The sequence below is a fragment of the Paraburkholderia sp. CHISQ3 genome (assembly GCF_030464945.1).
GTDB classification, from domain to species: domain Bacteria; phylum Pseudomonadota; class Gammaproteobacteria; order Burkholderiales; family Burkholderiaceae; genus Paraburkholderia; species Paraburkholderia megapolitana.
This window is the reverse complement of record NZ_JALPRG010000003.1, coordinates 77,903-104,339: the sequence shown is the minus strand read 5'-3', so window position 1 is coordinate 104,339 and position 26,437 is coordinate 77,903. Positions and strand designations below refer to the sequence as shown.

General features: G+C 61.3%; 22 protein-coding genes and 1 pseudogene. 10 read left to right on the top strand and 13 right to left on the bottom strand.

Annotated features, from left to right (window positions below; all coding sequences use genetic code 11):
* Positions 1-421: 421 nt before the first annotated feature.
* Positions 422-1,423: an AraC family transcriptional regulator gene (locus tag M0D65_RS07585; protein ID WP_266252120.1), complete on the bottom strand. Its 1,002-nt coding sequence runs from the start codon at positions 1,421-1,423 to the stop codon at positions 422-424.
* A gap of 149 nt (positions 1,424-1,572) precedes the next feature.
* Here M0D65_RS07585 and M0D65_RS07580 point away from each other — a divergent pair, with 149 nt between their 5' ends.
* The 4 genes from M0D65_RS07580 (at position 1,573) to M0D65_RS07565 (ending at position 5,551) form a co-directional block, all read left to right on the top strand.
* Positions 1,573-2,388 carry a DinB family protein gene (locus M0D65_RS07580; protein ID WP_266252119.1) on the top strand — a complete coding sequence of 272 codons (816 nt, stop codon included), beginning with the start codon at positions 1,573-1,575 and terminating at the stop codon, positions 2,386-2,388.
* A 39-nt stretch (positions 2,389-2,427) separates the two neighbouring features.
* Complete coding sequence (locus M0D65_RS07575) at positions 2,428-3,060, top strand: LysE family translocator (RefSeq protein WP_266252118.1); 633 nt, start codon at positions 2,428-2,430, stop codon at positions 3,058-3,060.
* A 94-nt stretch (positions 3,061-3,154) separates the two neighbouring features.
* Positions 3,155-3,991, top strand: coding sequence for an EamA family transporter (locus tag M0D65_RS07570; protein WP_266252117.1), 837 nt, complete (start codon positions 3,155-3,157; stop codon positions 3,989-3,991).
* 492 nt (positions 3,992-4,483) lie between these two features.
* Positions 4,484-5,551 (top strand): porin, encoded by a 1,068-nt coding sequence (locus M0D65_RS07565; RefSeq protein WP_266252116.1) that lies wholly within the window; start codon positions 4,484-4,486, stop codon positions 5,549-5,551.
* A gap of 77 nt (positions 5,552-5,628) precedes the next feature.
* On the opposite strand, the gene M0D65_RS07560 is transcribed toward M0D65_RS07565, so the two are convergent.
* From M0D65_RS07560 to M0D65_RS07540, 5 genes and pseudogenes are all read right to left on the bottom strand, one after another.
* Positions 5,629-6,582: a choline ABC transporter substrate-binding protein gene (locus M0D65_RS07560; protein ID WP_266252115.1), complete on the bottom strand. Its 954-nt coding sequence runs from the start codon at positions 6,580-6,582 to the stop codon at positions 5,629-5,631.
* 26 nt (positions 6,583-6,608) lie between these two features.
* Positions 6,609-7,598 carry a GlxA family transcriptional regulator gene (locus M0D65_RS07555; RefSeq protein ID WP_096724533.1) on the bottom strand — a complete coding sequence of 330 codons (990 nt, stop codon included), beginning with the start codon at positions 7,596-7,598 and terminating at the stop codon, positions 6,609-6,611.
* A 97-nt stretch (positions 7,599-7,695) separates the two neighbouring features.
* Positions 7,696-8,598 carry a choline ABC transporter permease subunit gene (gene choW, locus M0D65_RS07550; protein ID WP_091007211.1) on the bottom strand — a complete coding sequence of 301 codons (903 nt, stop codon included), beginning with the start codon at positions 8,596-8,598 and terminating at the stop codon, positions 7,696-7,698.
* Positions 8,591-9,873, bottom strand: a pseudogene (locus M0D65_RS07545) (glycine betaine/L-proline ABC transporter ATP-binding protein); the annotation flags it as partial. The pseudogene M0D65_RS07545 and the gene choW, both read right to left, overlap by 8 nt.
* A 212-nt stretch (positions 9,874-10,085) precedes the next feature.
* Positions 10,086-10,784 (bottom strand): TetR/AcrR family transcriptional regulator, encoded by a 699-nt coding sequence (locus tag M0D65_RS07540; protein ID WP_266252114.1) that lies wholly within the window; start codon positions 10,782-10,784, stop codon positions 10,086-10,088.
* 108 nt (positions 10,785-10,892) lie between these two features.
* Between M0D65_RS07540 and M0D65_RS07535 the strand changes: the two genes are divergently transcribed.
* Entirely contained in the window at positions 10,893-11,468 is a 576-nt protein-coding gene (locus M0D65_RS07535; RefSeq protein WP_266252113.1) for an NnrU family protein, read from the top strand.
* Between the two features lie 117 nt (positions 11,469-11,585).
* Here M0D65_RS07535 and M0D65_RS07530 read toward each other — a convergent pair whose 3' ends face one another.
* From M0D65_RS07530 to M0D65_RS07515, 4 genes are all read right to left on the bottom strand, one after another.
* Positions 11,586-12,950, bottom strand: a complete 1,365-nt coding sequence (locus M0D65_RS07530) for a reverse transcriptase family protein (protein ID WP_266252112.1) — start codon at positions 12,948-12,950, stop codon at positions 11,586-11,588.
* A 208-nt stretch (positions 12,951-13,158) separates the two neighbouring features.
* On the bottom strand, positions 13,159-14,337 hold the full coding sequence (locus M0D65_RS07525) for a serine hydrolase (RefSeq protein WP_266252111.1): 1,179 nt from the start codon (positions 14,335-14,337) through the stop codon (positions 13,159-13,161).
* 213 nt (positions 14,338-14,550) lie between these two features.
* Positions 14,551-16,707: a filamentous hemagglutinin N-terminal domain-containing protein gene (locus M0D65_RS07520; protein ID WP_266252110.1), complete on the bottom strand. Its 2,157-nt coding sequence runs from the start codon at positions 16,705-16,707 to the stop codon at positions 14,551-14,553.
* Positions 16,708-16,832: 125 nt separating this feature from the next.
* Positions 16,833-18,524 carry a ShlB/FhaC/HecB family hemolysin secretion/activation protein gene (locus tag M0D65_RS07515; RefSeq protein ID WP_266252109.1) on the bottom strand — a complete coding sequence of 564 codons (1,692 nt, stop codon included), beginning with the start codon at positions 18,522-18,524 and terminating at the stop codon, positions 16,833-16,835.
* A 531-nt stretch (positions 18,525-19,055) separates the two neighbouring features.
* Between M0D65_RS07515 and M0D65_RS07510 the strand changes: the two genes are divergently transcribed.
* The 5 genes from M0D65_RS07510 to M0D65_RS07490 all read left to right on the top strand — a co-directional run bounded on the left by M0D65_RS07510 (position 19,056) and on the right by M0D65_RS07490 (position 24,047).
* Complete coding sequence (locus tag M0D65_RS07510) at positions 19,056-19,715, top strand: NADPH-dependent FMN reductase (RefSeq protein WP_266252108.1); 660 nt, start codon at positions 19,056-19,058, stop codon at positions 19,713-19,715.
* A 391-nt stretch (positions 19,716-20,106) separates the two neighbouring features.
* The gene (locus M0D65_RS07505) at positions 20,107-20,322 is read left to right on the top strand and encodes an HlyU family transcriptional regulator (RefSeq protein WP_266252107.1); all 216 of its coding nucleotides are present in this window, start codon (positions 20,107-20,109) and stop codon (positions 20,320-20,322) included.
* Between the two features lie 296 nt (positions 20,323-20,618).
* The gene (gene iaaH / locus M0D65_RS07500; RefSeq protein ID WP_266252106.1) at positions 20,619-22,073 is read left to right on the top strand and encodes an indoleacetamide hydrolase; all 1,455 of its coding nucleotides are present in this window, start codon (positions 20,619-20,621) and stop codon (positions 22,071-22,073) included.
* A gap of 3 nt (positions 22,074-22,076) precedes the next feature.
* Positions 22,077-22,868 (top strand): CDP-diacylglycerol diphosphatase, encoded by a 792-nt coding sequence (locus M0D65_RS07495; RefSeq protein WP_266252105.1) that lies wholly within the window; start codon positions 22,077-22,079, stop codon positions 22,866-22,868.
* Positions 22,869-23,099: 231 nt separating this feature from the next.
* Positions 23,100-24,047, top strand: coding sequence for a fatty acid desaturase (locus tag M0D65_RS07490; RefSeq protein ID WP_266252104.1), 948 nt, complete (start codon positions 23,100-23,102; stop codon positions 24,045-24,047).
* On the opposite strand, the gene M0D65_RS07485 is transcribed toward M0D65_RS07490, so the two are convergent.
* The 3 genes from M0D65_RS07485 to M0D65_RS07475 form a co-directional block, all read right to left on the bottom strand.
* A complete protein-coding gene (locus M0D65_RS07485) occupies positions 24,044-24,640 on the bottom strand; it encodes a hypothetical protein (RefSeq protein WP_266252103.1) in 597 nt (198 codons plus the stop codon). The two genes, M0D65_RS07490 and M0D65_RS07485, sit on opposite strands and share 4 nt — an antisense overlap.
* A gap of 454 nt (positions 24,641-25,094) precedes the next feature.
* Positions 25,095-25,469, bottom strand: a complete 375-nt coding sequence (locus tag M0D65_RS07480) for a tautomerase family protein (protein ID WP_266252102.1) — start codon at positions 25,467-25,469, stop codon at positions 25,095-25,097.
* Positions 25,470-25,492: 23 nt separating this feature from the next.
* A complete protein-coding gene (locus M0D65_RS07475; protein WP_266252101.1) occupies positions 25,493-26,293 on the bottom strand; it encodes an acetoacetate decarboxylase family protein in 801 nt (266 codons plus the stop codon).
* Between the last annotated feature and the right edge of the window lie 144 nt (positions 26,294-26,437).

Genomic DNA, 26,437 nt, shown 5'->3' with positions numbered 1-26,437 from the left:
CGCTGCTCCCTTCTTTCCTCGATATAAAGACCGACCGGCAACGGTGTGCCGGTTATCCGCCATGCATGATCAACCATGCTGGCCGACAAGATCATACGACCTGCTGCCATCGGCTCTCGGCGCAAACGGCATGTCGTCGGTGGGCGCGAAGGCGCTTCTGACCTGTCTCCAGCATTGTTTGATTCGATATTTCAGGAGGCGGGTTTCAATTCCTTACCCGCGCCTGTTAGCAGACCGATCCTAGGGTTGATGGCGCGCTTCCCCTATATCCATTCTTGCCAATTTATTGACAGAATCTGCCAACTTCAGCACACAGGCAAATTCATTTGGCACATGACGTGTGACGTCAAGTACGGATCAGATGGTCGTTGGGTTGACCATTCTCGCCAGATACGGGGTGTACGCGGTCATCCGCGCGGCGCTATTGAACCTTTCGATACGCTTGCGGCGTACTGCCGGTCCAGCTGCGAAACGCGCGATGAAATGCGGTCGAATCGTCGAACCCGATGTCGTCCGCGATGGCCGCGATCGTGTCGTCGGTGCGCGTCAGCCGTTGAATCGCGATATCGCGTCGCAACTCGTTCTTGATCGCCTGGAACGTGGTGCCCTCGTCGGTGAGCCGGCGGCACAGCGTGCGAACCGAATGATTGAGCGCTTGCGCGGTGGCCTCGATGGTTGCCACCTCCGGCAGACAACCGGCGATGTAGTGGCGCACACGGTGACACATCATCTGTTCGGCAAAAGTCACGAAGATCCAGTCCTCCGGTGCGCGGGCCAGAAAATCCTGCAGATCGGCCTTGTGGCGCCGGATCGGCATGTCCATATAGCTCGCTTCGAAGGACATGCAGGTGTGCTCCGCGTCGAAACGCACCGGCCCCGGGAACAGATACGGATAGTCGCCGACATACAGCGGCTTGGGGAAACTGAACTCGATGGCGAGCAACGGGATTTTCTGCCCGATCAACCACGAGGCGACGCCATGCGCACACTTCAACAGCAATTCGCAACCGAGTGCATTGGTCATGTACCCGCTCTTAGTCGGAACGAGCGTCACGCGACCCAGCGCTGCATCACGCTCGCATTCGACCTTGAAGTCGTCAAGGATCAGATGCAGAAACTGGCTGAACCGGTGCATCGAAACCTCGAGCCGCGGTGCATCGAGCAGACTCAGGCACAGATACTTCAAGGTCCCGCTGCGAAACGGGCGGCTGAAAATACCGGGCATTTCGTCGTCGAGTTCGTTGGCGAGTAGCCGGTAGAGCGTCGAAAACTGTTCCTGCGTCACGCGTGCGCCGGGTTCGTGCAGCAACGCGCGGGAAATGCCCGAACGCTCGGCGAGCCGCTCGACCACCTCCTGATCGGCGCCGACGAGGAAGCGCTTGACCAGAGAGATCGGTACGGTCGCGGAGAGTGGATTGGCCAATTTCCAGGCGGGGTAGTCAGGGGGGAGTTGTGCGGGATCGTCGCACAATTTCTGTGGCGTCGACAAGGATGGTCGGTAGAGCTTGACCGGATTCCTCTCGTAACGTATCGTTTTGACACGTTATAAAAAACGACCTGGCACAGTCTCCCATGCATTCACGCTTCGATCGATTCAGAACCACCGCACTCGGGCAACAACTCGAAACGCTGATAGACACACCCGAGCGTTATATCGAGTTCGCGGCGCTATCGCGTGCCGGTGTCTCGGCGATTGCCGCGGTCAAGGACGAAATCGCCGAGAAATTTCCCGAGATCGAAAACGATACGACGGCCCGACAGTTTTGCGGCGCCATGACAGCAGACGTGATGCGACGCTACGGGCATGAGGTCGTGCAATCGCGCGGACGGGTCGGCGGCGAGCTGTTCAGTTATGGCGCCGTCTTCAGTCCATTACCGATTCTGCTGCCCTTCGCCGAGGTGATCGGCGCGCTTATGGCAATGCCCGCGAAGCTGACTGAAACGGTGTCGCGCGTACCGGCTGCTCAATGGTCGCAACGACCTGCGGGTACAGGCTTCTCATTGGTCGAACACGCCTGCCACCTGCGCGATCTGGATGTAGTCTTCGCAGCGCGGATTCGCGCCGTGCGTTCGTCATCGTTGCCGCTACTCGAGTCGGTCGATGGAACCGCATTGGCCGCCGAGCGGCATTACATGCGTCAGGATCTGAATCAGGCTGTGACAGCATTCGAGCAGTCACGGCAACATCTGTGCGCGGAGCTGAAGAGGTTGAAGCCCGCACAACTCAAGCGCTGCGGGTTACGTGACGGTGTGCGACGGATGACGCTCGAAGATCTCGTGCGCGAAATGCTCGATCACGACCGGACGCATTGCCTCGAACTCGATGAGCTTTGCGCGGAACTCCTTCAGTCCACTGCGCGTTCGTCGCGGCTAAAGGCCAGTGTATGAGCCGTTACGTTTCGATCGGCACGCTCGAGGAGCCCCACGATGTCTAGCCTGTCCACCCTCGCGCTCTTTGCCGGCGCATGCATCGCGCTGACCATGACACCTGGTCCCGACATGCTGCTGATCGCCTCGCGCAGTGTCAGCCAGGGGCGTGCGGCCGGCTTTGCATCGCTGGCGGGCATTCAGGTGGGGACGTACTGCCACGCGATGGCTGCGGCATTCGGCCTGTCCCAGCTGTTTCTCGCCGTGCCCGTTGCGTATGACATCGTGCGCTTTGCTGGCGCGGCTTATCTGCTGTATCTGGCGTGGAAAACCATCCGTTCCCACAGCGTGACGATATCGCCCGCGAGCGGACACGACCGCCGCTCGCTAGCGACCGTCTTCCGCCAGGGGTTGTTGACCAACCTGCTGAATCCGAAAATGGCGCTGTTCGTCCTTGCGCTGTTTCCGCAGTTCGTCCGGCCCGAGGATGGTTCGGTCGCGATACAGATACTGATCCTTGCGACGATCCTCAATCTGATCGGTCTGGTGGTCAACGGTGCGGTGATCGTTTCTGCCAGCACATTGAGCCGGCGTTGGAGCCAACGCCAACGTCCGACCCGTCTGCCGCAGATTCTGCTTGGCTCCGTATTTGCCGGGCTGGCGTTGCGACTAGCGGTTGCAAGCCGCAACTGATTGCATATTTGCAATGGGAGCAGCGCATGTCTTTCAGACCGTCTTTAGCGGCACTATGTCGCCACTCATCTAACGACACGTCGCGGTCCTCCCGATGAGCCCGGTCGTCATCGCACTCGCGCTCGGTGCGGCCGTCCTGCACGCAAGCTGGAACGCTGCGCTACGAACAGGCGCGGATCGACTGTGGTCGGTCACCGTGATGAGCTTCGCGGCGACGGCCGTGGCGATTCCGGTTGCGGCAATCCTTCCGCTCCCCGCTGCTGCGAGCTGGCCATATCTAGTTCTCTCGTCGTGTCTGCAGATCGCCTATAGCCTCTTCCTCGTTCAAGCCTATCGACGCGGCGAACTTGGACAGGTCTATCCGATCGTGCGCGGCAGCGTACCGCTGCTGGTCACGCTCGGTGCATTCCTGTTGACCGGCAGGCATCCCGCTACGCTATCGCTAGCCGGCGTCGCACTCGTCGCGGGCGGAATCCTGAGTCTTTCTCTCGGCAACCAGCGGGCTCATACGGAATCGATTGTGATGGCGCTCGTCACCGGGCTGATGATTGCCGGTTACACGACCACCGACGCGCTAGGCGTCCGTCATACCGGCAATGCGCAAGCGTATGTTGCGTGGATTTTCCTGCTGTACGGCGTGTTGATGCCGATCACGTTCGTCGCGTTACGCGGCAAACCGACGCTAAACCTCAGAGCACCTGACACGCTCAAGGCGTTGGCGGGCGGCGTTGCTTCGCTCGTCGCGTATGGCGCGGTCGTCTCGGCGTTCGCACTCGGTCCGGTCGGGCCGATCGCGGCACTCCGCGAGACCAGCATCGTGTTCGCCGCATTGATCGGGCGGGTTTTTCTCGGCGAGACCTTGACCGTGCGTCGCATCACTGCGTGCGTGATCGTTACGCTGGGCGCGCTCTGTCTCGGCTATCAGGCGTAGTCGCACGGTGGAGCGAGGCGGCGCCGCTAAAGCGCTTCCGCAAAACATCGAGCGCCCAGGCACTCGCCGGCTCATCGCTCGACGGGCAATGCGCCTTTAGCCTGTCCTAGGGAAATCCATGAATCAGAATCGTCATTTCCCTTCAATTTTCCCCACAAATCGGCCTCGCCCGGACGATCGATTGACATTACAATTAGCTTTCTCGCGATAAAACTTCAATCCAGAAGGAGGACGAACTGATCGTCTACCCGGCCTCGATCTACACCGGTTTGCCGGCTCATCTCGACCAGCCGAAGTGTTCGAAATCAAGCGTTCGAAATTTCCTCAGCAACGGTAGCTAGCGATCGGCGCTAGCGCGCCTGTACACCAACCCTGTTCATTCCAGTCGATATGCGGCCACCGTGCTGCAGGGGGACTCATGCTTTCAATTTGCGCAACCGGTCACCGCAAGCAACGCAGCAACGCAGCAACGAAACGAAGGGAGAGAAAACAATGAAGTGGCGTATTGCAAAGTTGGCACTTGGCGTATCGTGTGTCGATCTCGCTGGAACAGCACACGCACAATCGAGCGTGACGCTGTACGGCATCGTCGACGCGGGCATTGAATACCTGAACCATACCGGCGGAGGTAGCGGCACGGCACACTTCGTCCCGGGTGCCAAGAACGTATCGCGCTTTGGGCTGCGCGGTGTTGAGGATCTCGGCGGTGGTCTGAAGGCCGTGTTCCAGCTTGAAAACGGCTTCGACATCGCGAACGGCGCCTTTGACGTCGGCAAGGATGTGCTCTTCGACCGGCGTGCGACGATCGGTCTGAAGAACCGCTTCGGCCAGTGGATACTCGGCCGCACGTTCACGGTCACCTTCGACTACATGCTGCCGTTCGATCCCATGGGCTATGCAGGGAACTACTCCTGGGGGATTTCGACCACCGCACCGCGCGGCCGCAGAGACGGCCTGCTCGCGCGCTCGTCCAGTGCCGTACGTTATGACGGCGAGTTCGCGGGGGTCAAGATTGGGGGGCTGTATGGCTTCGGCAATGTGCCGGGCAGCGTGAAGACCAGTTCGAGATACAACATCGCGCTGGGATACGGCAAAGGACCGTTCGCCACGGTCGTCACCTTCGACCGCCAGAACGGCGCCCGCAACAGCGTGACGCCCGCGGATACCATCCACTACATCCAGGGCATCCACGCGGGTCTGAGCTACGACTTCGGCACGGCCAAGGTCATGGCCGGCTACCGCAACCATAAGCGCTCCTTCACCACGCCCGCGGCCGCGTTGCGCAGCGCCACTTACTGGTTCGGTGGATCCTGCGATGTCACGCCGGTCCTCACGTTGGTCGGCGCTGTCTATCACCAGAACATCAAGGGCGGCAGCAACGCCGATCCAACCTTGTTCTCACTGCGCAGCCAGTATGCGTTGTCCAAGCAAACGCTTCTGTATCTAGCAGGCGGCTATGTGATGGCGAAACACGGTCAGAAAATCAGCCTGTCACGCGATCTGACGGCAGCGGCAGATAACCAGGCCGGGATGACGGCCGGTGTTCAGCACCGGTTCTAGTCGTAGAAACGCGCGGGGCGCGCGACAGACAACCCGGTCTGTCGCGCGCCCCACCTGCCGCAAATCATCAACGCCCGTCAATGTGCAGCCAGATAAGCCTTCACCGCCGGCAACCCATCCTTCCCATCCAGCGTCGTCACTCCCGCGAGCCACTGATCCAGCACCTGCGGGTTAGCCTTCAACCAGTCCGTTGCCGCCTTGTTCGCGTCGGTCTTGTTCATGATCGGCACCATCACGTGGTTCTCGATTGCCGTCGTGAAATGCAGGTTCGACACGAGCTTCGCCGCGTTCGGGCAACGCGCCGCGTAATCGGGCGGCGTCGCGGTGAAGACCTTGGCCTCGCCGTAGTTCGGACCGAACACGTCGTCACCGCCGCTCAGATAATCGATCTTCATCGTCACGTTCATCGGATGCGGTTCCCAGCCGAGGAACACGATCCACTGTTTCTCGCGAATCGCGCGGCCCACTTCGACGAGCATGCCCGCCTCGCTCGACTCGACCATCTTGAACTTGCCGAGCCCGAACTGGTTGCCATCGATCATCTTCTTGATCAACGCATTGCCGTCGTTGCCGGGCTCGATCCCGTAGATCTTGCCGTTCAGCTTGTCCGCATACTTCTGGATATCGGCAAACGATTTCAGACCGCCGTTATAGACGTAGTCCGGCACCGCCAGCGTGTATTTCGCGCCGGTCAGGTTGGCCGGTTGCAGCACCTTGATCGTGCCGGCCTTGACGAACGGCGTGATGATCGGGTCCATCGTCGGCGCCCAGTAGCCGAGAAACACGTCGATCTGTTTGCTCTTGATACCGGCAAACGTGATCGGCACCGACGCAATCGTCTTCGTCGGGTGGTAGCCCAGGCCTTCGAATACGGTCGACGCAAGCCCGGTCGTCGCGGCGATATCGGTCCATCCAACGTCGGCAAAACGCACGTCACGACAGACCGCGGGGTCGGCTGCATAAGCGGTTGTATAAGCGGTCGTGGCGGCCAGACCCAGTACGCAGGCTGCTGCCATCAGCGAATATTTCATGGTTTCTCCTCAACGGTTTTTTATGGCTAGTGGGGTTGGCGCCGCTCGATACTAGGTGCGTGGCCGAACTGCGCGCGATACGCCTTGCTGAAATGACACGGGGAATGAAACCCGCACACGGCCGTCACGCGTGCAATCGATGCGTCGGTCGTACGCAGCAAGTCGCGCGCGCGACGCAGACGCAGCGACAGGTAGTAATGCGTCGGCGATACGCTCAGATACACCTTGAACATCCGCTGCAGATGCCGCTGCGACAGTTGCACGAGGCGCGCCAGTTCTTCGAGCGACAGCGGCTCTTCGATATTGGCTTCCATCAGTCGCACCACTTCGATCAGTTCCGCGCGCGAGAAGCCAACCCGCGCATCGACTGGAATCGGCTGCGGATCGCTTGCACCGCGAATCCGTTCGAGGATGAACTGCTCCGACACCTGCGCCGCGAGATTCTGTCCAAGCCGGTTGCCGACCAGGTGCAACATCAGATCGAGCGGTGCGGTACCGCCGGTGCAGGTCAGACGGTCGCGATCGATCACGAACAGTTCGTCGGCGAAATGCACGTGCGGAAATTCCTTGTGCAACGCCGACAGATCTTCCCAATGCGCGGTGCAGCGGTAATCGTCGAGCAGCCCCGCCGACATCAGCGCATACGCACCCGTGCAAATACCACCGAGCGGCACGCCCTGGCGTGCCACGTCGCCGAGCAAGGTCTTGATGGTCGTATCGACGGCACTGCGGATCTGCGTCCCCCCGCACACGATCAGCACATCGGGCATGCCCGCTTCTTCGATCGTGCGGGTCGGCTTGATCGCCATGCCGTTGCTCGCCCGGACCGGCGCGCCATCTGGTGTGAGGATCGACCAGCGGTAGTGCTGCGCGCGTCCGACGTAGTTCGCCATACGCAGCACTTCGACCGCGCTCGTGAACGCGATCATCGAAAAACTCGGCAGCGTGAGAAACCCGAAATGCGCAAGACCTGACAACGGCGATTCAGTCGTGGCGGACGTCACGTCGCTCTCCATGATGCACAGGCTGTGGTTGTCGCGAGAACGACGGGCTCTCGCGATGCGTGAACATACAAAAAAGCAGCGCTCCTGGTGAGGAGCGCTGCGGTGTCGATCAGCTCTGCGTAGCCGGTTCTGCGCGGCGCACACGCATCACGTTGCGCAGTCCGGCAAAGCGCGGCGCATTCGCGGTACCTGGCGTGCGGCCGAAGCTCTCGGTGATGCGATCGAGAATGATCGCCAGCAACACCACCGACAAACCGCTTTCGAAACCCAGTCCAATATCGAGCCGTTGAATACTCGCCAGCACGTCGTTGCCCAGGCCACCCGCACCGACCATCGACGCGATGATCACCATCGACAGCGCCATCATGATGGTCTGGTTCACGCCCTGCATGATCGACGGCAGCGCATTCGGAAACTGCACCTTGTACAGCAGTTGCCACGGTGTGCAGCCGAACGCCTGGCCCGCTTCGACGATCTCGCGGTTCACGTGGCGAATGCCGAGACTCGTCAGACGTACGGCCGGCGGCATCGCGAAGATCACCGTCGACAGAATGCCCGGCACACGGCCGAGACCAAACAGCATCGCAGCAGGAATCAGATAGACGAAGGCCGGCATCGTCTGCATCAGATCGAGAATGGGCCGCACGATCATCGCGACGTGTTTGTTTTTCGCGGTCCAGATGCCGAGCGGAATACCGAACACGAGGCTGATCAAGGTCGACGACAACGTCAGGCCGAGTGTGATTACCGTCTCGTCCCAGAAGCCGGTCGCGTAGATCAAGAGCAGCGATAAGGTCGCGAAGATCGCGAAACGCCAACCCACACGCCACAGCCCGATGCCGATGAAGAACGCCATCAGCGCCCACATCGGAATCGCCTGCAAGCCGTGTTCGATCAGCGCAGCGAAGCTCTCGATTGCCTTGCCGATCGCATCGAACGTGTTGGCGTCGTGATCGAGCAGGTAGTGAACCGAATCGTCGACCCAACGGCCAAGCGGGATGATCTCAGACATGGGAACCTCGACTGCGCGTAAGGACCTTGAGGACAACGGCGCGATCGACCGAGCCGCAATAGCAGCCGTCGTCGTCGACGACCGGCACCGCCGTCGTGGTCGCGCAGACGCGCGACACGACGTGATCGAGCGACGCCGCGTGCGAAATGCATTCGACCTTGCGCAGATCCGGGCTCGCGTTGCCGATCGCGTCACGCGTGACGAACCCGCGGATGCGGTGCTCAGCATCGAGCACGAACGCATATTCGGCGCTGCCGTTCAGCGATGTCTCGATGCTCGATGCGTCGAGGTTGCGCAAGAGCGGCACCTCGTTGGTCTGCATCATGTCGCCGGCGGTCAGATAGCGGCTCGTATCGATGCCTTCGAAGAACGCGCGGACGTAGTCGTCGGCGGGATTGGCGATGATGTCCTGCGGCGTGCCGATCTGCACCACGCGGCCGCCTTCCATGATCGCGATGCGGTTGCCGATGCGCAGCGCTTCCTCGAGATCGTGCGACACGAACATGATTGTGCGCCGCTGGTTCTTCTGCAGTTCCAGCAGCACGTTCTGCATTTCCTTGCGCTTGAGCGGATCGAGTGCGGAGAACGCTTCGTCCATGATCATCAGCGACGGGTTCACCGCCAGCGCGCGAGCGAGGCCGACGCGTTGCTGCATGCCGCCCGAGAGTTCGGCGGGCAGCTTCTGTGCGAAGGGCGCGAGACCGACCTGCTCGAGCACCTCAAGTGCGCGCTTCTCGCGCACCTTGCGGCCCATGCCGGCCACTTCGAGACCGAACGCCGCATTCGACAGCACCGTGCGTTGCGGCATCAGCGCGAACGACTGGAACACCATGCTCATGTCCGTGCGGCGCAACGCGGTGAGCTCGGAACGACGCACAGCAGCTACATCGCGACCATCGATCAGCACCTTGCCAGCGGTCGGCTCGACGAGCCGGTTGATCAGGCGGATCAGCGTGGATTTGCCGGAACCCGACAGACCCATCAGTACGAAAATCTCGCCTTCCTGCACCTCGAAGGACACGTCGTGGACGCCGACCACGTGACCGGTCTTCGCAAACACCTCGTCCTTGGTGGAGCCACCCGCCAGCATGTCGAGCGCGAGCCGGGGATTGGCTCCAAACACCTTACATAATCCTTCGACCACGACCTTAGGGGAATTCATTGACTCCATCTCCTCGTGGTGCAGGCGCCGGCCCGCACAGTGTGCATACATGGTTGCCAGAAAAAACCCCGACTAGCCGACTAATTCCGACAGACGCTTGCGGAAATGCGACACGGGGAGAAAAGCACAAACCTTGGAAGCAGGCGCTGTGCCTTGATGCGTAAGCGATTGCGCCGATGGTGCGTCGCACGATGGCAAACGGCTCGTGTCGTTTATGGAATGATCGGCGTCCGATTGGGCTGATCGGGGTGCAGAAGGGTCGTTGCTGCGCTTGTTTATGAAGGAAAACCCGTAGGGTTTCGATTCGCCAGGTCACCCCCTGTCTTCATTTCTGTTGGCTGACGAGAGGTTGAGGGGCTGTCAGCTGACCACCGCCCGCATCGAGAATGACATCGAGCAACGCCATTGCATCGATGCCCTCTGGCAGACTGTGGCCTATCGTGTTCAGACGACCGTCGATCTTCAGCATCGCGAATCCATGGACCAGTGCCCATGCGGCGACAACCCGCGCGGCGCCGAAGGTAGGCAACAGCGCGTCCGGCTCCTGCGGCACGCCCACGGCAGCGCGCAGCACCGACGACGCGCGGCTCATCGCCTCGCGCAAGCCCGGGCGTTCGAGGTCGAGCCGCTCGCTGCGAAACATCAGCATGAAGAGCCCTGGGAACTGCGTCGCAAACTCAACGTAGGCACGGCCTAAAGCGGGAAGCCGCGCGTTGGGTGCGTCGGGTGCATCTGCCGTATCCGCTGTATCTGACTCGACCACCGTGGCCGCCGCATCGAGAAGGCGCCGCTCGAAGCGTTGAAAACCTACGATGGCCAGATCGCTGAGCAGCCCGGTCAGATTCTCGAAGTGGTTCTTCGGCGCGGCGTGAGAAGCACCAGCTTCGCGCGCCGCGGCGCGCAGCGTGAGCCCCTCGATACCCTCACGATTGAGGATGCGCTCGGCCGCCTCCAACATTGCCTCGCGCAATGCTCCGTGGTGATACGGCCGCCTGGCCTTGCCAGTGGATGTGTGTTTGCTCATCGTTGCGCTCGTCATCCGCCCATATATTGACGCTGTCAATTTTATCTTGACCAACCGAAAATCGTCATCTAATTTGGATGTTGTCGATGTCAACATAAGGTCGGATTTATGCCCATTCTGATTGCGGGTCTCGTGATCTTCCTTGGAATTCACTCCATCTCGATCGTCGCGCCAAGCTGGCGCGATGCGCAGGTTGCACGCATGGGTGCGAACCCGTGGCGAGGGTTGTATTCGGTGGTGTCGATCGTGAGTCTGGCTGCGGTCATCTACGGTTATGGCATCGCGCGACGCACACCGGTCATGCTCTATGCGCCGCCGGTTGCGTTACAGCACCTGACGCTGCTGCTCATGCTGCCCGTGTTTCCTTTGCTGATCGCGGCTTACGTGCCCGGTCGAATCAAGCGTGCTGCACGCCATCCGATGCTGCTTGCCGTGATCCTGTGGGCGGCGGCGCATCTGCTCGCCAACGGTACGCTCAACGATGTGTTGCTGTTCGGTGCGTTCCTCGTCTGGGCTGTGGCGGATCTGATTTCAGTCGGCCGGCGCCCTAATGTCCGTGCGGTGCCGTCTGTGCCGGCTTCGGCGGTCAACGACGTGATCGTCGTTGCGGTGGGGTTGGGGTTGTATGCGTACACGGTGCTGTCGGCACATGTGCATGTGATCGGTGTGGCGCCGCTCGGTTGAATGCGCGGAGCATCGATGCGCTCGCTCGTACGCGCGACGCTGGGGGCACGCTGCATAGCCGGAGCCGACTCGTGCCGCAAGCCGAAAGCGCCCTATGCTCGCGCACAGGCCGTTCTATCAAACCGCAGTGCCGTGCTCGTCACCCACCGGCTCGTCCCAGTCGATGCGATCAAAAATCGCTTTGAGTTTTGCCCCACGCGAACTGTTCAGCATGGTCACGTGCGCGATGTGCCCCGCAAGCGACGCGCGAAAGTCCCTGTGCGCGTATCGATTCTGCGACGCGACGCCGTGCTTCACGCAATTGGTGAGCGTTGCCTTGAGCGTGTCGAACCTGTCACGTGAAAAATTCGGATGCTGGTTCACCACGACCCCTGCGAGCCGTTGCCGTACGCCGCGAGGCATCACACGCGTCTTGCGTGGTTGTACTGCGAAGCCTTCTTCGATAGCGATCGCCGCCACCTTGATTGGAAGCCGATCTGCCACGCTCAGGAGTTGTGCGCCACCGGAGAATGCAAGATCGTCGGCATAGCGTGTGTAATTCGCGTTCAAGGAACGCGCGAGCGCCGCAAGTCGCGTATCGAGACGGAACGCACACAGGTTGGCGAGCGCAGGCGAGGTCGCAGCGCCTTGCGGCAGATGTCGCGTGCGAAACCGCTGTTGTTCGAGCCAGTCGAATTTCCCGCGCAGATCAGGCGCGGCCAACTGACCACTGGGAACACGGTTGGTTACCAGAGCCGTCATCGCACGCGCTACCGCAGTGGTGTAGCCAAGCGTACGAAAAAACGAGTGGACCCGTGCCTCTGTCACCGAGACAAAGAAATCGGCAAGATCAAGCCGGATGACGAGTTGCTGACCCACGTGAGGTAGCGCGAATGAAACGATGTTTCGCCGCTTGCGGAAGCCATGTGCTGCCTCATGCGGCGGTACGCGATCGAGCAGGCCATGCAGGAGCTTATGCTGTGCCACGCGCAGCAAAGACTTGGGACGCTCGATCAGGCGATATCGACCGTCGCGTTTCTCGCACGCCCGGTACGAATAGTGATGCAGCGGCGACGAAGCGTCGCGGGCGCCGACTCGCCAGCGATTGGCCAGCCATTCGAGATCGGCGGGGCTCAGTTCGAGCCAGTCGGCCAGATCGCCGACTGTCGGCAACTGGGGGATTTCAATCTGCGCGAGGGGTGGCGGCAAGAGCCCCTGAACGGGCGAGCGTCGAAGTATGCGGATGACGGTGAGCCGCTCATCACTCATCCATGCGGAAACGAAACCGGGCAGGTCGGCGACGAAGGGTGCCACCTCATCCGCTTGCGTGTCATCCCAGCGATGGCCGAACCGATCGATTGCACCGCCTGCAGCCTGTCTCAGCCACGGTAGCTCCTCGCCGAGAACTGCTGCAACCCGGGCAGCAGCGCTGTCCTTGTCGGGCTCTCCCGCCAGCATGGCTTCCGCGATCGCGATGACGGTTTGATGCAGGGTTAATTGCATAAGTGAAGGCGGAGCGATGAATCAACGCGCTAGTTCTGCGAGAGCAACCTTGCGCAGCGCGCAACTACTGCTCTTGCGACGTAATGCAAACTGGAAATCAGCCACGGGGTAACCCCGTAGTCCAGGAACATCAGTTGCCTGCTCCCGGGGTGTGCTTGACTCACCGCACCGCGCAAGCACAATAGGGTTCGCGGTTGCCGTTGTCAATTCAATCTCCATACACCGCGTCCCGTACCTCCAGCGTCAATGCGCCCGACATCCCTTCATAGGCTGTGTTGGTGAGCAGCAGCACTGTCAGTCCACGCGCCGCATCGATGAACCAGCTGTGGCCGTACACGCCGCCCCATTGCAGCGTGCCGACGCTTTGCGGCGATCCGGCCAGCACCGGATCGTTCAGCACCGCCGCGCCATAGCCGAATCCCCATCCGGGCCCTCTTGTCTCGGTGCCTGGCGGCGTGTGGTCCACATACATTGCGGTGCGAAGCGCAGCGGGCAAAAAACTGTTGCCGCCGCGCACGGCTTCCAGCACGCGCAGAACGTCGTCTGCGCTACCGTACATACCGGCTCCGCCCGACGGATAAGCTGTCGGCTCGAACACCCTCGATGGAGCGAACCGTACCGCGACGCCATGTCCTTCCGGTAAGGGAACGGAGACGTTCTCCGTCATTTTCACGGGCTCCGGCACACCGTTCGCGTACGGCACGGCAAAGCGTGCGGGCTCATCTGACACGAACCCGGTATCACGTATTCCCAGAGGGCCGGTAACGAGTTGAGCAATCGCCTCCGCGAGCGGGGCGCCGGTCACACGTTCGATCACGGCACCCAGTACATCGAGTGCGAGCGAGTACCGCCACGCGCTACCGGGAGCAAACACCAGTGACGCACCGGCGAGGCGCCGCAGATTTTCCTCAAGGCTGAAATCGACGTGGTCAATCCCATCGGAAATGCCGAGTAGATCGTATTCGCTACCCGGACCTTCAAGCAGGCCATAGCTCAATCCGGCCGTATGTGTGAGCAACTGATGTAGCGTCAGCGGCGGCTGACTTCCGTCAGACAATCTGGGTGTGAAATCCGGCAGCCAGCGCGACACATGATCGTCGAGTTGCAGCTTGCCATCGGCAGCGAGGCGCAATACCGCTAACGTCACGATCGGCTTCGTCACCGATGCGAGCCGGAACAACGTATCTTCATGCATCGGTCGTTGCGTTTCGCGTTCGGCCCAACCGTGTGCTCGCCGGTAAATCACCTTGCCGTGTGAGGCAACCACGGCGACTGCGCCGACGATTCGCTGCTCTTCCAATGCGGTCGCGAAGACGGCATCGAGTCTGTCTGCCAGCGTCGATTCGTGGTGTCCTGCAACTGTCCCGGTTTCTGGTTGTGTAGTCATGGCTGCCTTCGTCGTGGGTTCGAAGGCTCACTATAGGCCAAGACCGTGGTGAGCGATTCCAATGGAAAGCGCGTTTGAGGGAATGCACATGCTAGCCGGACATCGGTTTTGCGTGTGCATTCCATACTGCCTCGCTGCATCGACTAGCAGCGTATCGGGTCAATCAGACGACGCAGGGACGTCACCCTCGGTGCGTCCTGGTATGCGCCGTTGTCACTTACGGGTGGACGATGCGAATGGCTTGATCCACGCCCACGGTCCCGGGACACGTACACCAGCGGCCTTTAGCTGTGCGTTCGTCCACTGCTGAACGGCAGGGGCAGGGGCCGCTTTCGGTTGGTGTGCGACCTGTACCTGCTTTTGTTGGTGTTGCCCAGTTGCCTGTGTCAGCACCTGGACAACCCGCACCGGTGTACTCGCCGACTGCCGGATGACCTGTACCTGTGGTGCAGCGGACGTCACACGTTGGCTCGCGCCACTATTGGAGGACACGGTCGGACTCGGAGCAACATTTCGAGACGGTTGCGGCGATGCCAGGGTGGGCAGCGGCGTTACGTTTTTGCTCGCGCCACTATTGGAGGACGCGTTCGGACTCGGAGCCACATTTCGAGACGGTTGCGGTGATGCCAGGGTGGGCTGCGGCGTCACGTTTTTGCTCGCGCCGCTATTGGAGGACGCCGTCGGACTCGAAGCAACAGTTCCGGACGGTTGCGGCAACACCGGGGGGAGCGGCGGCGTTACGCTTGGGTTCGCACTATTGTCTGCGATGAGCGGCGCCGCCACGTCTTGCAGCGCCGGTTTTACATCCTCGTCGATTCGCCCTTGGTTCAGCGTTCCACCCGTGACGTTGATCTTGGCTGTGCTGGTGATGATCCCCTGTGCCGAGTTTGATAAGCCGCCGGTCACTGAGATAACACCACTACGTATCGTCCCCTGATTCATGATGCCCCCCGTCACCTTGAGGTCGTCAATTGCCGCCACCTTGCTCTCGACACCGAGATTCATGAGACCGCCCGACACCGACACACTATTGCCGCTGACCGTCCCTTCATTGACGAGTCCACCCGACACATTCAGGACACCGATTGCCGTCGCCTTGCTCTCGACACCGAGATTCTTGAGACCGCCCGACACCGACACACTATTGCCGCTGACCGTCCCTTCATTGACGAGTCCACCCGACACATTCAGGACACCGATTGCCGTCGCCTTGCTCTCGACACCGAGATTCTTGAGACCGCCCGACACCGACACTCTGTTGCCGCTGACCGTCCCTTCATTGACGAGTCCACCTTGCACGTTGAGAGCATCTTTCGCAATCACTTTGCCCAGGACATTCACGCCAACCCCCGCCGATCCGGCCAACATCCGGATCGAATCCGCCTGCAAACTACCGAGTTTCGACACGTCGATCGCAACGGCAGGCCGCTCCGGCCCACTATCGATGCTAGTCGTCGAGACGTTAGATATCGAGACGTTAGAGACGATAGAGACGTTAGATATCGAGACGTTAGATATCGAGATTTCCCCTGTAACAGGGTCCACGAACACACCCTCCTGGAGTTTCGTCACACCCTCCTGGAGTTTCGTCACACCCTCTTCGCGTTCTATTACATCGCCCTCGAGTGTCGTCCTACCTTTATCCGCCACGACGTTCAGCTTTGCCGCGCGAATCTCCGCGTTCACCTGCAAGCTGCGGGCAATGAGATCCAGCTGTTGCGTCCCACTGCCGTCGATCCCGCTGCCCTCGACAGCCAGGCGGCCATTGTCCGTCCTGAAGCCCGAGACATTTCCATCTTCGCCGAGAACCGGATGACCCGCGACGAGTGTTGCCCGGGTCGCGTTGACGAACCCGACGCCATCGGCCGTAATGCCGTTCGGATTCGCCACGATCAGGTGTGCTGCCTGGCCAGCAATCTCGGTGGTACCGCCCAGCCTCGACGCGTTGCTGCCTGTCACTTCGTTCAGGATCACGCGGGCGGGCGCGCCGCCGAGTTGCGCGTTGCCGCTAACCAACCCGCCAAGCTGGGTTTGCACGGACGTGTTGCTGTTGTTCAGGATCAGGCCGGCAGCACCGACGTTATAGTCCGTGAACTTGTTGTGCGATACGCCGGCGCCGTTCGGCGCGACGATATCGATAACCGGCACACCGTTCGCAGCAGCGCCGATAGCAGCTTGATTCACCGCGGCCGGATCGACCGACAGGGCGGTCTGGGCATGGATCGCCTGAATCGAAAGCAACGGCATCACGATCGCCATTTTCGCAATCAACTTGGTATGCGAAATTACGGTGTTGCCAGGACTTTGTTGTTTGGTTACGAGTTTCATATTTTTCCCGAATCTTGTGTGGAAATGGACTTTCGGCGTCAACCGCCTCAACTGACGTGAGCATCCAGAATCATCTGTGTCATCACGCTATATATGACCTCCCTGATTAAAGTGAATGAATGGGTCGTAGCCACTCGAAGCACATCCATCGATACGACGAGCCAGGCTCAGAACCGGTAAGTCATCTGGACATTCAGTGACGGCGTTCCGGTCTGGATGGTGTCCGGTCGCAGCAGTGGCATACCCACAGAAACGTCATAGCCGAGCCCCCTGTAACTGCCGCGGATGCCAAGCGCGCTGCCGATCAACGTGCGCCCGCGCGCCGTTGCGGGATCGCCCGATACCTGCCCTGCATCGAGCGCGACATAGGTTTCGCTTCCCGCGAACAGGCCCGTTGCAAGTTCGTTGCGCCACGTCCATCCGTTTTGCGCCGCGAGCGACTGGTTGCCGTCAAAACCGCGCACCGAGTAGCGCCCGCCGATCTGCAGGTATTCCGTGAATGGAGTGGGCTGAAGTGCGTGCTGGAGAAAGAACGTGCCGCGATAGCCGAATGCCCGTGAGTCGATCCGGAACGGCACGTTCAGTGATGTGCTCGTAGTAAGAATCTGGTAGCGACCGCTCCAGTTCGACTGCCCGTAGACGAAACCGGGGGTGCGACTCAGTCCTGCCAGGCTGCCGCGCAATCCGACCGCTGCATGTAACGACGCATCCGAGAACATTTCCAGGTGGCTCGCGCGGATCTCATAGCTGGTGATATCGCGCTTTTGCACGCCGATTTCTTCGCCACCCAGCGAGGCCTGGTCTTGTCGACGCACCAGGTTGAACTGGAGCGAGCCCTTGTTGTGACTTGTGCGGTAAGGGACGTAGGTCAAGCCCGCCTCGAAGCGGCGGGTTCGCGAGGTGTACAGGATGTCCGCGCCGACAACCGGCAAAGCCTGTTTCGACGACCACTCGCTAAAGCCCAGCGAAAACGACGCATACCCGATCGGCACATTCCACGCGACGCTCTTCGAACGTGACCCGGCGCTGTGATTGCGAAGCCCGGCGTCGTTGTTGACGGTGGCGATCAACTGGTCGTAAAGATGGAGCGGTGAATCGATTGCAACGATCGCGCCCAACTGGTTGCGGCCGGTCGCATGGATGCCGGAGTTGTCTGCGGTGAGCACGAACCGCACTCGCCGCGTGTTTTGCGGGTGCCGGATGACGATGTCGGACTCGCCGAGGTCCGTGCCCGGCACAAGATCGAATGCCGTAACGCCCTGCCCCGGCAACCTGCGAATGTTTTCGAGCGCCTGGTCCAGATCGCGGATATTCAGCAGCGCGTGAGACCGCTCGGGAAAAACCATGCGCGACCAGCCAATGCCGGCGCCCTCGTCGCGGATCGTACCGACGCGACCTGGAACGACCTCGATGACCAGATGGCCGGTTGCAAAGTCCTGTTCCGGAAAGAAAACCTGCGTCGTGATATAGCCGTCTGCAATCAGCTGGCGAGCGATCCATTGGCTCAAGATGTCGCGGCCCTGCGCGCCCATGCACGTGCCTTCAATTGGTACTCGCCCGGGTAACCACGGAAAGTTTTCGGCCCCACGCCATTCGACTTCCGCAATGGCGAAACATGGCGCTTCAATGGGGAAATCAGGAAGTTCCGAGTTTTGCCGTACGACTGGCGTGAGAACCTCAGGAGGCGCAAGCGCTTGCTCCTTGACGCCCTGAAGTTGCTGCTCCTGATAGCGAAGCGTGTCCTGAGACGGGAGGTGATTCGGGCGCTCTGTTTGCGCATCGGCATCCGAAGCGACCGCAAGAATCCATGCAACACCTGCTGCACATACGGGATATCTGGTTTTTTTCAATATATGCACTGCGAACTACAGTAAATGGGCTGGGCTCAAGCTAGCGAGACAACGTGAGCGCAACTGTATCCGCCTGATTTATTGGGGAAATAGGACTGCTCTGAAATGACGCGACACCGTATGGTCGTCGGGTGAACCGTAGAACGGTCGTGTAGATGGTGGGCAGCTACGTGGCGTGATGCCGATGGGCACGCTCGCGTCGCGAGCGAAAAAAAAAGGCCCCGTGCATCAGCGATGCCGGGGCCTAATCCCATGTCAAGGAGATGTCATGGAGGAGACGATTCGATCATAGCGACGACACCGTATGCGACCAACAAATCCTTTCCGATAAGCTTATCCACGAATGTTCTCTGTGCCCAACCGCGTCAATGAGATAACCCTGCTCGCGTATATCGTTATCAGAATATGTCGGTTCTCGCTGCTACCATCGGTCACTAAGATGACGGTTTGAATAGCGGTCCCCGTGGTGGAGACCGCCCGTGCCCGCCGCGCGCAGCACCTTGCGCGGCCGCCGGCAGCCGCTCACGAAGGAGCATTCCGTTGACCAGTTTCGATCATCATCGCCGGCCGCTCGTCATTGGCATCGGCGGTACGACGCGCGCAGCTTCGTCGACCGAGCGAGCGCTCGGTTTCGCGCTGCGCGGCGCCCAGGATGCAGGCGCGCGTACGCGTCTGTTCGGCGGCGAGTTCCTGCATAGCCTGCCGCACTACGCCCCCGAAAACCCGCAGCGCACCGCCGAACAGATCGAGCTGATCGAAGCCGTGCGCACCGCCGACGCCCTCATCATCGCGACGCCCGGCTATCACGGCGGCGTGTCGGGTCTCGTGAAGAACGCACTCGATACGCTCGAAGAACTGCGCGCCGACGAACGTCCGTATCTCGACGGGCGCGCCGTGGGCTGCATCGTCACCGCCTACGGCTGGCAGGCCGCGGGCTCGGTGCTGACCTCCCTGCGCTCGATCGTGCATGCGCTGCGCGGCTGGCCCACGCCGTTCGGCGCCGGCATCAATACGCTGGAAACCCGCTTCGACAGCGTGGAGTCCTGCTCCGATCCGAAGGTCGTCGAGCAGCTCGCGACAGTCGGCCGCCAGGCCGCCGACTTTGCGCTCGCGTTCAATGCGCATCGGCAGCCGGTGCGTCTCGGTGCCGACACAGTGACGGAGTCGCGCTCGGCGAAAGTGCTGTCGCTGGCCAGTTAGCTATCGGACCAGTTCCGCCAGGGCTGCACCACGCGCCCTGGCGCACTGCAAACCGTGCTTCAAACCAAACACTACGCAGCAGTCACCGCTTCACCTTCCCAGCCCGCCTCCACCCGCTCCGCTTCTACCTGCAGATATCACCACGGAAGAAGCCCGCGGCGTGCGCCAGCCAACAGACCATTCGCAGTCCACGACGGATAGTCGACACCAGTTTCTCGCTTGCGTTACCACGCAGTCCGTGAAGACCGTTCCCGGTTCCCGCTGATTTGCTTGCGACGAAAGATTGGTTCACCGTGCGCACGGCACACCCTACGCTTGTGCCTGCCCGCTCACTTTCCGATCGTCGACATGCGTACTCTTACGCAACGCGGGCACGATCATCGCGACGACCATGAATCGACACATTCACTACAAGGGTTATGAAGTCGCACCGGTAGCGCAGCGACTTCCCAACGGCCTCTTCGCGGCCAATCTCACCATCGAGAAAGCCGTGGCAGACCAGAGCCGCGCGTACTCGTTCGACGCGCTCGACTACTTCTTCGACGAAGAGCATGCGCTCGCCTATGCGTTCCGCTGGGGACGCATGTGGATCGACAACCGGCAGTAGCCTTTACTGCGGTCACAGGTAGAAAAACGCCAGGGCGCCGCGGCAACGACCGGCCGCCGCCGGTGTTGTCGTCGCGCGCAACCAGGTTGTGCCAGAATACGCACCATCCTCGCTTCGCCCATTTCCCCCACCATGTCTGACACGCTGACGGATGCTGCCGGAGATCGCACGATCTGGGCGAAGCGCGTTCGGGGTCGCGTCGCGAGTGCCAAAGGCGTCGCGGCCGACGGCGTCATGCCGAAGCACATGCCCCTCGCGCCGCGCTTCATGAAGAAGCCATTCCAGGAACCTGCCAGATGGCATTGACCGTCGACGAACAGCTCTCCCTGACCGCTACCGAAGCGGTCGCGGCGATCCATACCGGACGCCTGAAAGCCACCGATTACGTTGCTACGCTACTGGCCCGCGCGGCCGCCCTCGCGCGCCTGAATGCGCTGACCGTTCTGGCAATGGAAGAAGCGCTTGCCGCCGCGCAGCGCATCGACGCACTGCCCCCCGACGTGCGCGCGCAACTGCCGCTCGCCGGACTGCCGGTCGTCGTGAAGGACAACATCAATACGCTCGGCTTGCCGACATCGGCGGGCACGCCCGCGCTGGAAGGCTTCGTGCCCGCCAGCAACGCGCCGTCGGTGCAGCGCCTGCTCGATGCCGGCGCGATCGTGCTCGGCAAGGCCAACATGCACGAACTCGCGTTCGGCATTACCAGCACGAACCTCGCGCCGCACGCCGGGCCCGTGCGCAATCCGTACGATCCGAGCCTGATTCCCGGCGGCTCATCGGGCGGTACGGCCGCGGCGATCGCCGCGCGCATCGTACCGGCCGGCCTCGGCACCGACACCGGCGGATCGACACGGATTCCGGCCGCGCTCACGGGCACCGCCGGGTTTCGCCCGTCGGTCGGCGACGGCCGGGCACAGCGCCGCTATCACGATCCGAACGCCGTCGTACCGATCGCGCACACGCGCGACACGGTCGGCCCGATGGCTCGCACGGTCGCGGATATCGCGCTGCTCGACGGCGTGATCACCGGCGACCACACGCTGCCCGCCGTCGCTCTGGCGCACCTGCGGATCGGCCTGCCGGCGCCGCTGTGGGAAGGGCTCGCGAGATCGGTGGAAGACGTCGCGCGCGACGCGCTCAAGCGGCTCGAAACGGCCGGCGTGACGTTCGTGCCGGTCGAGATGCCGGACCTGCTGAAACTGAATCTGCTCGTCGCCACGGCCATCGCCCTGCACGAGCCGCGCGAAGACGTACCGGCGTGGCTCGTTGCCAACCGCGCTCCGGTCCAGACTGTCGAGGCAATCGCCGCCCGTATCGCGAGTCCGGACGTGCGGATCGCCTACGACATGATCCTCGCCGACCGGTTCGGCGGCGATTATTACGAGGCGCTGACGGTCTGGCGTCCGCAGCTCCAGCGGCACTACGCGGATACCTTCGCCAGCCACCGGCTGGACACGCTGCTGTTCCCGACCACGCGCCTCGCCGCGGTGCCGCTCGACGAGATCAACGGGTCGTCGAAGGTATCGATCGACGGTGCCGAACCGATCGACGAAATGAGCGCGTACCTGCGCAATACCGATCCGGCCAGCGCCGCCGGTATTCCCGGGCTCTCGCTGGCCGCGGGCATGACGAAGGAGCGCCTGCCGGTCGGCATCGAGATCGATGGTCTGATCGGCAGCGACCGCCGTCTGCTCGCTATCGGTATCGCGCTCGAACAGGTGCTCGGGCAGTTGCCTGCGCCGGTGCTCTGAACGATGCACATGATCTCCCGCCTCGTCTCGTCACGCCCGGCGCTACGTTTCACCTGTGCAGTCCTGCTCGCCTGCGTGGCAGCCAGCTGCGCGAAGCTCGCCGCCGTCGATCACGATGCCCTGTGGAAGATCGTCTATCTGCAATGCGTGCCGGCGGCCGAAGCCGGTAGCCACAACTACGGCCAGTGCACGAGCGTCGACCTGCAACGCCGCTACGCAATTCTCAAGGACATCTCCGGCCGCGCGCAGCATCTGCTGATTCCCACCGATCGCGTGACGGGCATCGAAAGTCCGCAAATTCTCGAAGCCGGCGCGCCGACGTACTGGGCAGACGCATGGACGTCGCGGCGCTATGTCGAAGCGTCGCTCGGAAAATCGCTCAAGCAGCCGCTCGCCGACGACCAGATCGGCATTGAGATCAACTCCGAGTACCGGCGCTCGCAGGACCAGTTGCATCTTCACATCGACTGCATGCGCGCCGATGTGACCGACGCGCTCGCGCGTCATCGCGACGATGCGCCGGGCACATGGCGTTGGGACACGATCGACGGCAAGCGCTACCGGATCATGCGCGTGACGTCTTTGACCGATGCCAGCGATCCCTTCCGCCTCGTCGCCCGCGATCAAATCGGGCCGCAGGCGATGGCCCTGCAGACGATCCTCGTCACCGGTGCCGGCCCGTCCGCGCCCACCGATGGCTGGCTGGTCCTGAACAGCGACCTCGATATGACCGGCGGTACCGGCACCGCCGAGGGCCTGCTCGATCATGCGTGCCGGATCGTCAGTCGCGACTAGCCAGCCGCCATCCAGGCACGCGTCGATTCGGGCTGCATAGCGCCGCCCGGTACGCGGGTGCTATGCAGCTTCCCGCACAAGCTTTGCTCAACAAATTGGTTCTGTGCCGCAATCCGAGCCGATAGCATCGGCCCTGTTGCGTGTCCGGGCGCCTGCCGCGTCCGTGTCTTCCTGAACCGCCTGTTCCATCGCCGCCGCGCTTCCGGCATCCAGGCCCGACCGACCCTGCCGATGGCGATCTACCTCGACGATATGCAACGCAAAGCACTGGCGCGTCTCAGCACCACATGGAGCTGGCGCACCGAGTGGCCCACGTGGCTGTTGATCGTCGTGATCTATGGCGGATGGTTTGGGGTCGCACTGCATGCACGCTCGCTCGGATTGCCGCTGGCGGTCGTGTTGCTCGCGCTGTTGAGTGCGTGGTACCTGTCGTTGCAACACGAACTGCTGCATGGGCATCCCACTCGCTCACGGGTCTTCAACAGTCTGTTCGGTCTCGCGCCGCTCGCAGTGTGGTTTCCGTACGGCATCTATCGCAACTCGCATTTGCGGCATCACGACGATACGCAACTGACGCATCCCGAGCTCGACCCCGAAAGCTATTTCGTCGACGCACCTGCATGGCAACAAACCGGTACGGTACTACGCGGTCTGCTGACCGCGCGCAATACGTTTATCGGACGCCTCTTGCTCGGCCCCGCTTTCTCGATTGCAGCGACCGCAACACATGCGGTGCGCAAGGTTGTCTCCGGCGACTGGCGCGATGTGCCGACATGGTTTGCGCACGGTGCCGCACTCGTTGCGTTGACGTGGTGGCTCGATCGCGTGTGCGGGATTCCGGCGTGGTGCTTCATCATCGGTGTCGGTTATCCGTCGCTCGCCATTGCGTCGATCCGCTCGTTCCAGGAACACCGGGTTGCCGATGCGCACGAACATCGCACCGTGATCAACGAAGCCGGGCTGTTCTGGCGTCTGATGTTTCTGAATAACAACTACCATCTGGTGCACCACGACTTGCCGCATGTGCCGTGGTTTGCACTTCGGCAAGTCTATGAAGCGTCGCGCCAGCAATATGTGGAGCGTTCGGGCGGGTTTCTCGTGCGGGGTTACAACGAATGGTTGCGACGCTATGCATTCGCACCGGTTGCAAGTCCGGTGCATGGGGATCTGCCCGACTAGAGCGAAGCGTGTTGCTCGACGAGCGGGAGTAGCACCAGCGATAGTTCCTCGAGCGCCGCGAGTTCATTCGGCGAGAAATCGTCGGAATCGATGTTTCGTTGCAGAAGAACGATCAGCAGCGAATCGGGTTGTCGCATCGCGATGAGGCATCGGTGTGCAGGCGGCAATAGATCGGACGAGCCTTCTGCTTCTGGCTGCAAGCGAATCAGTTGCGGACCCTGCTGATCGACGAGCTGCGTTATCAGCGCTTCGGGCAAGCCTTTGCGGATGCCCGCATCGACCAGCTCCGAGCCATACAGCGGCACGCCGTCCATAAAACGACGCGCGTGTGCGTCGACCTTCCAGACCGATACGTGCATACCGTCGATCGCAACTGTGCTGTCGACCAGTTGCTGCGTCGCGAGAAAGAACCCGGCAGTCCCTATGTGAGAAATCACTCTGCCGATTTCCACCATGACGTTCGGCGCGATGCCCTGCAATGCTTCGATATTGCGGCTCGTAGAATTCTGCTCGCCCTCGCCGGGTTTAAGGTTGTTCTCGTCTGTCGTGCTTGCCGGTGCTTGAACTGGTGAAGATGGTGTTCGCTTTTTCACTCGCACTCCAGGACGTCTCGCTCACTTTATGGTTCGGTGCCACCCGGTGTGGATGCGGGCTGTGTGCATGCGCGCGGTGCGCGTGCACTAACCGCGGCTGGTTGGGTACCTACCGTTGCGGAGCGTCTTTTTACAATGGCAGACGAGAAGTATCGGCGAAGGCACCGGCGTGAACAATACGGTCACTCAGAATTACTTGCAACATCTAAAAAATAATGTCGCAAGTCTCGCCGATACGATTATCAAGGGTTTTATATATTTTTATGACCCGATGGCGGTACTTGTCTGAAACCCTGTCAGCGAATAGGGTTATTTGTGCGAGATATTAAAGGACGTAAGCCGGGGACCGGCATTTCTGTAAGCGCGTCAAATCAATTTGATCATGGGTTCATGCGGGAAACGACTTCGTACGAACAAAGTGTGATCGAGAATACCGCTGTAATCGTCGGTGGCGCTATTCGCCCACGACGTCCGGCATGATCTGCCCCATCTCCATCGCCTGGCTGGGCGGCACCTCCTGGATGCCGATGACGATCTGGTCATCGGCAGCACCCGTTGCAGTCTGAAACAAGGTCCAGAGACGCTGCAGCAGGCCCCGTTTATATTCAGCGGTGCGGCCGCTGCGGATCAGCAGCGTCAATGCGGCGGTCGCCGCCGGTTCGCCCGCAGTGAACCCATTGCCCGGCGGATACTCCTGAAACACCACGTGTACCCAGTTCTTCGGTACGCCGGCATAGTCCGCATGCAGCGTCGTCAGGTCGCCCGCGAGCCTGGATCTAGCCTCGTTGCTGAGCACACCCGCTTCGGTAGTCAATGTATAGAGCGGCATCGGATCGACTCCCGTACTGACAATCACCCGACGTAGTTCTTCAGAATGCGCAGATCCGTCACGGAGTACGCCATGCCGAGCCGATAACCGCGACCGACGCGCAGCGGCGCGATCAGATGCATGTCCTCGCCGGCCACCTCGGGAATCTTCAGTTCCGCCGATCCGGCCCAGACATCGACGATCGCGAGATTGTCGGTGAGCGACATCGTGAGTTCGTCGACCGGTGGCTTTTCCTGCAGGCCGGCTGCGAGTTGCGGAAAGTAACGGCGCATCGTTGTCGGCCGATTGAAAACGATCGTAGGGTCCGCGACAGCTTCCTCGAGCTGGATACGCGCAGTGGCCAGCCGTTCGTCATGCGCCGACACACTCGCGCCGAAGCGGCTTCCCGTGGCAAGCGGCGCAGCGGCCAGACTCGGCGCGGAGAAGCTGCGCGTCTGATAGACGCTCGCGAGTTTCTTCGGAAACCCCTGCGCCCATCCGCGAGCAATCGCGGCATCGTTATCGACGAAGATGTACGGGCAGTAGTTGACTGGCACGCCATCGAAAATCGCTTCAACCAGAACGAACGCTTCACGGTATTGATAGCGCGCGGGGTCGGTCAATTCGTCGTTGGAGCCGGTGAACTGCCAGTCGAGAAACCAGAAGAACGCGCGCCCCGCCGATTTCTCGTCCACTGTCACCCCAGGCGGAAGGAGCGCAGCGATCGCTTTCGGGTCGGCCCAGTATTCGATTGCCATGCAATCACTCGAGTAGTGCCACGGCGGCAGCGTCGCGAGCGCGGACTTTCCTTGCGGTGTAATGGGCACTGAAAACGCTTTGGGCATTTTGTTTCGTCCTCGATGGGGTGGCAGGAGGGAGCGACGAACCATTATTGTCGAAGGCGTCAGCGTGTCCTATCCCCCGATCGGGGGGCGCAGGCATCGACCGGAAATCTCGCCCGTCGAGGTCCGCTCCTGCCGGAATATCCG

Excerpts from the sequence above, each read along its gene's own strand:
- M0D65_RS07540 (WP_266252114.1), bottom strand. The coding sequence starts at position 10,784 with ATGAGCAAACACACATCCACTGGCAAGGCCAGGCGGCCGTATCACCAC.
- M0D65_RS07525 (WP_266252111.1), bottom strand. The coding sequence starts at position 14,337 with ATGACTACACAACCAGAAACCGGGACAGTTGCAGGACACCACGAATCG.
- M0D65_RS07565 (WP_266252116.1), top strand. The coding sequence starts at position 4,484 with ATGAAGTGGCGTATTGCAAAGTTGGCACTTGGCGTATCGTGTGTCGAT.
- M0D65_RS07490 (WP_266252104.1), top strand. The coding sequence starts at position 23,100 with ATGGCGATCTACCTCGACGATATGCAACGCAAAGCACTGGCGCGTCTC.
- M0D65_RS07555 (WP_096724533.1), bottom strand. The coding sequence starts at position 7,598 with ATGGAGAGCGACGTGACGTCCGCCACGACTGAATCGCCGTTGTCAGGT.
- M0D65_RS07505 (WP_266252107.1), top strand. The coding sequence starts at position 20,107 with ATGAATCGACACATTCACTACAAGGGTTATGAAGTCGCACCGGTAGCG.
- M0D65_RS07535 (WP_266252113.1), top strand. The coding sequence starts at position 10,893 with ATGCCCATTCTGATTGCGGGTCTCGTGATCTTCCTTGGAATTCACTCC.
- M0D65_RS07530 (WP_266252112.1), bottom strand. The coding sequence starts at position 12,950 with ATGCAATTAACCCTGCATCAAACCGTCATCGCGATCGCGGAAGCCATG.
- M0D65_RS07575 (WP_266252118.1), top strand. The coding sequence starts at position 2,428 with ATGTCTAGCCTGTCCACCCTCGCGCTCTTTGCCGGCGCATGCATCGCG.
- M0D65_RS07495 (WP_266252105.1), top strand. The coding sequence starts at position 22,077 with ATGCACATGATCTCCCGCCTCGTCTCGTCACGCCCGGCGCTACGTTTC.
- M0D65_RS07480 (WP_266252102.1), bottom strand. The coding sequence starts at position 25,469 with ATGCCGCTCTATACATTGACTACCGAAGCGGGTGTGCTCAGCAACGAG.
- M0D65_RS07580 (WP_266252119.1), top strand. The coding sequence starts at position 1,573 with ATGCATTCACGCTTCGATCGATTCAGAACCACCGCACTCGGGCAACAA.
- iaaH (WP_266252106.1), top strand. The coding sequence starts at position 20,619 with ATGGCATTGACCGTCGACGAACAGCTCTCCCTGACCGCTACCGAAGCG.
- M0D65_RS07560 (WP_266252115.1), bottom strand. The coding sequence starts at position 6,582 with ATGAAATATTCGCTGATGGCAGCAGCCTGCGTACTGGGTCTGGCCGCC.
- choW (WP_091007211.1), bottom strand. The coding sequence starts at position 8,598 with ATGTCTGAGATCATCCCGCTTGGCCGTTGGGTCGACGATTCGGTTCAC.
- M0D65_RS07475 (WP_266252101.1), bottom strand. The coding sequence starts at position 26,293 with ATGCCCAAAGCGTTTTCAGTGCCCATTACACCGCAAGGAAAGTCCGCG.
- M0D65_RS07570 (WP_266252117.1), top strand. The coding sequence starts at position 3,155 with ATGAGCCCGGTCGTCATCGCACTCGCGCTCGGTGCGGCCGTCCTGCAC.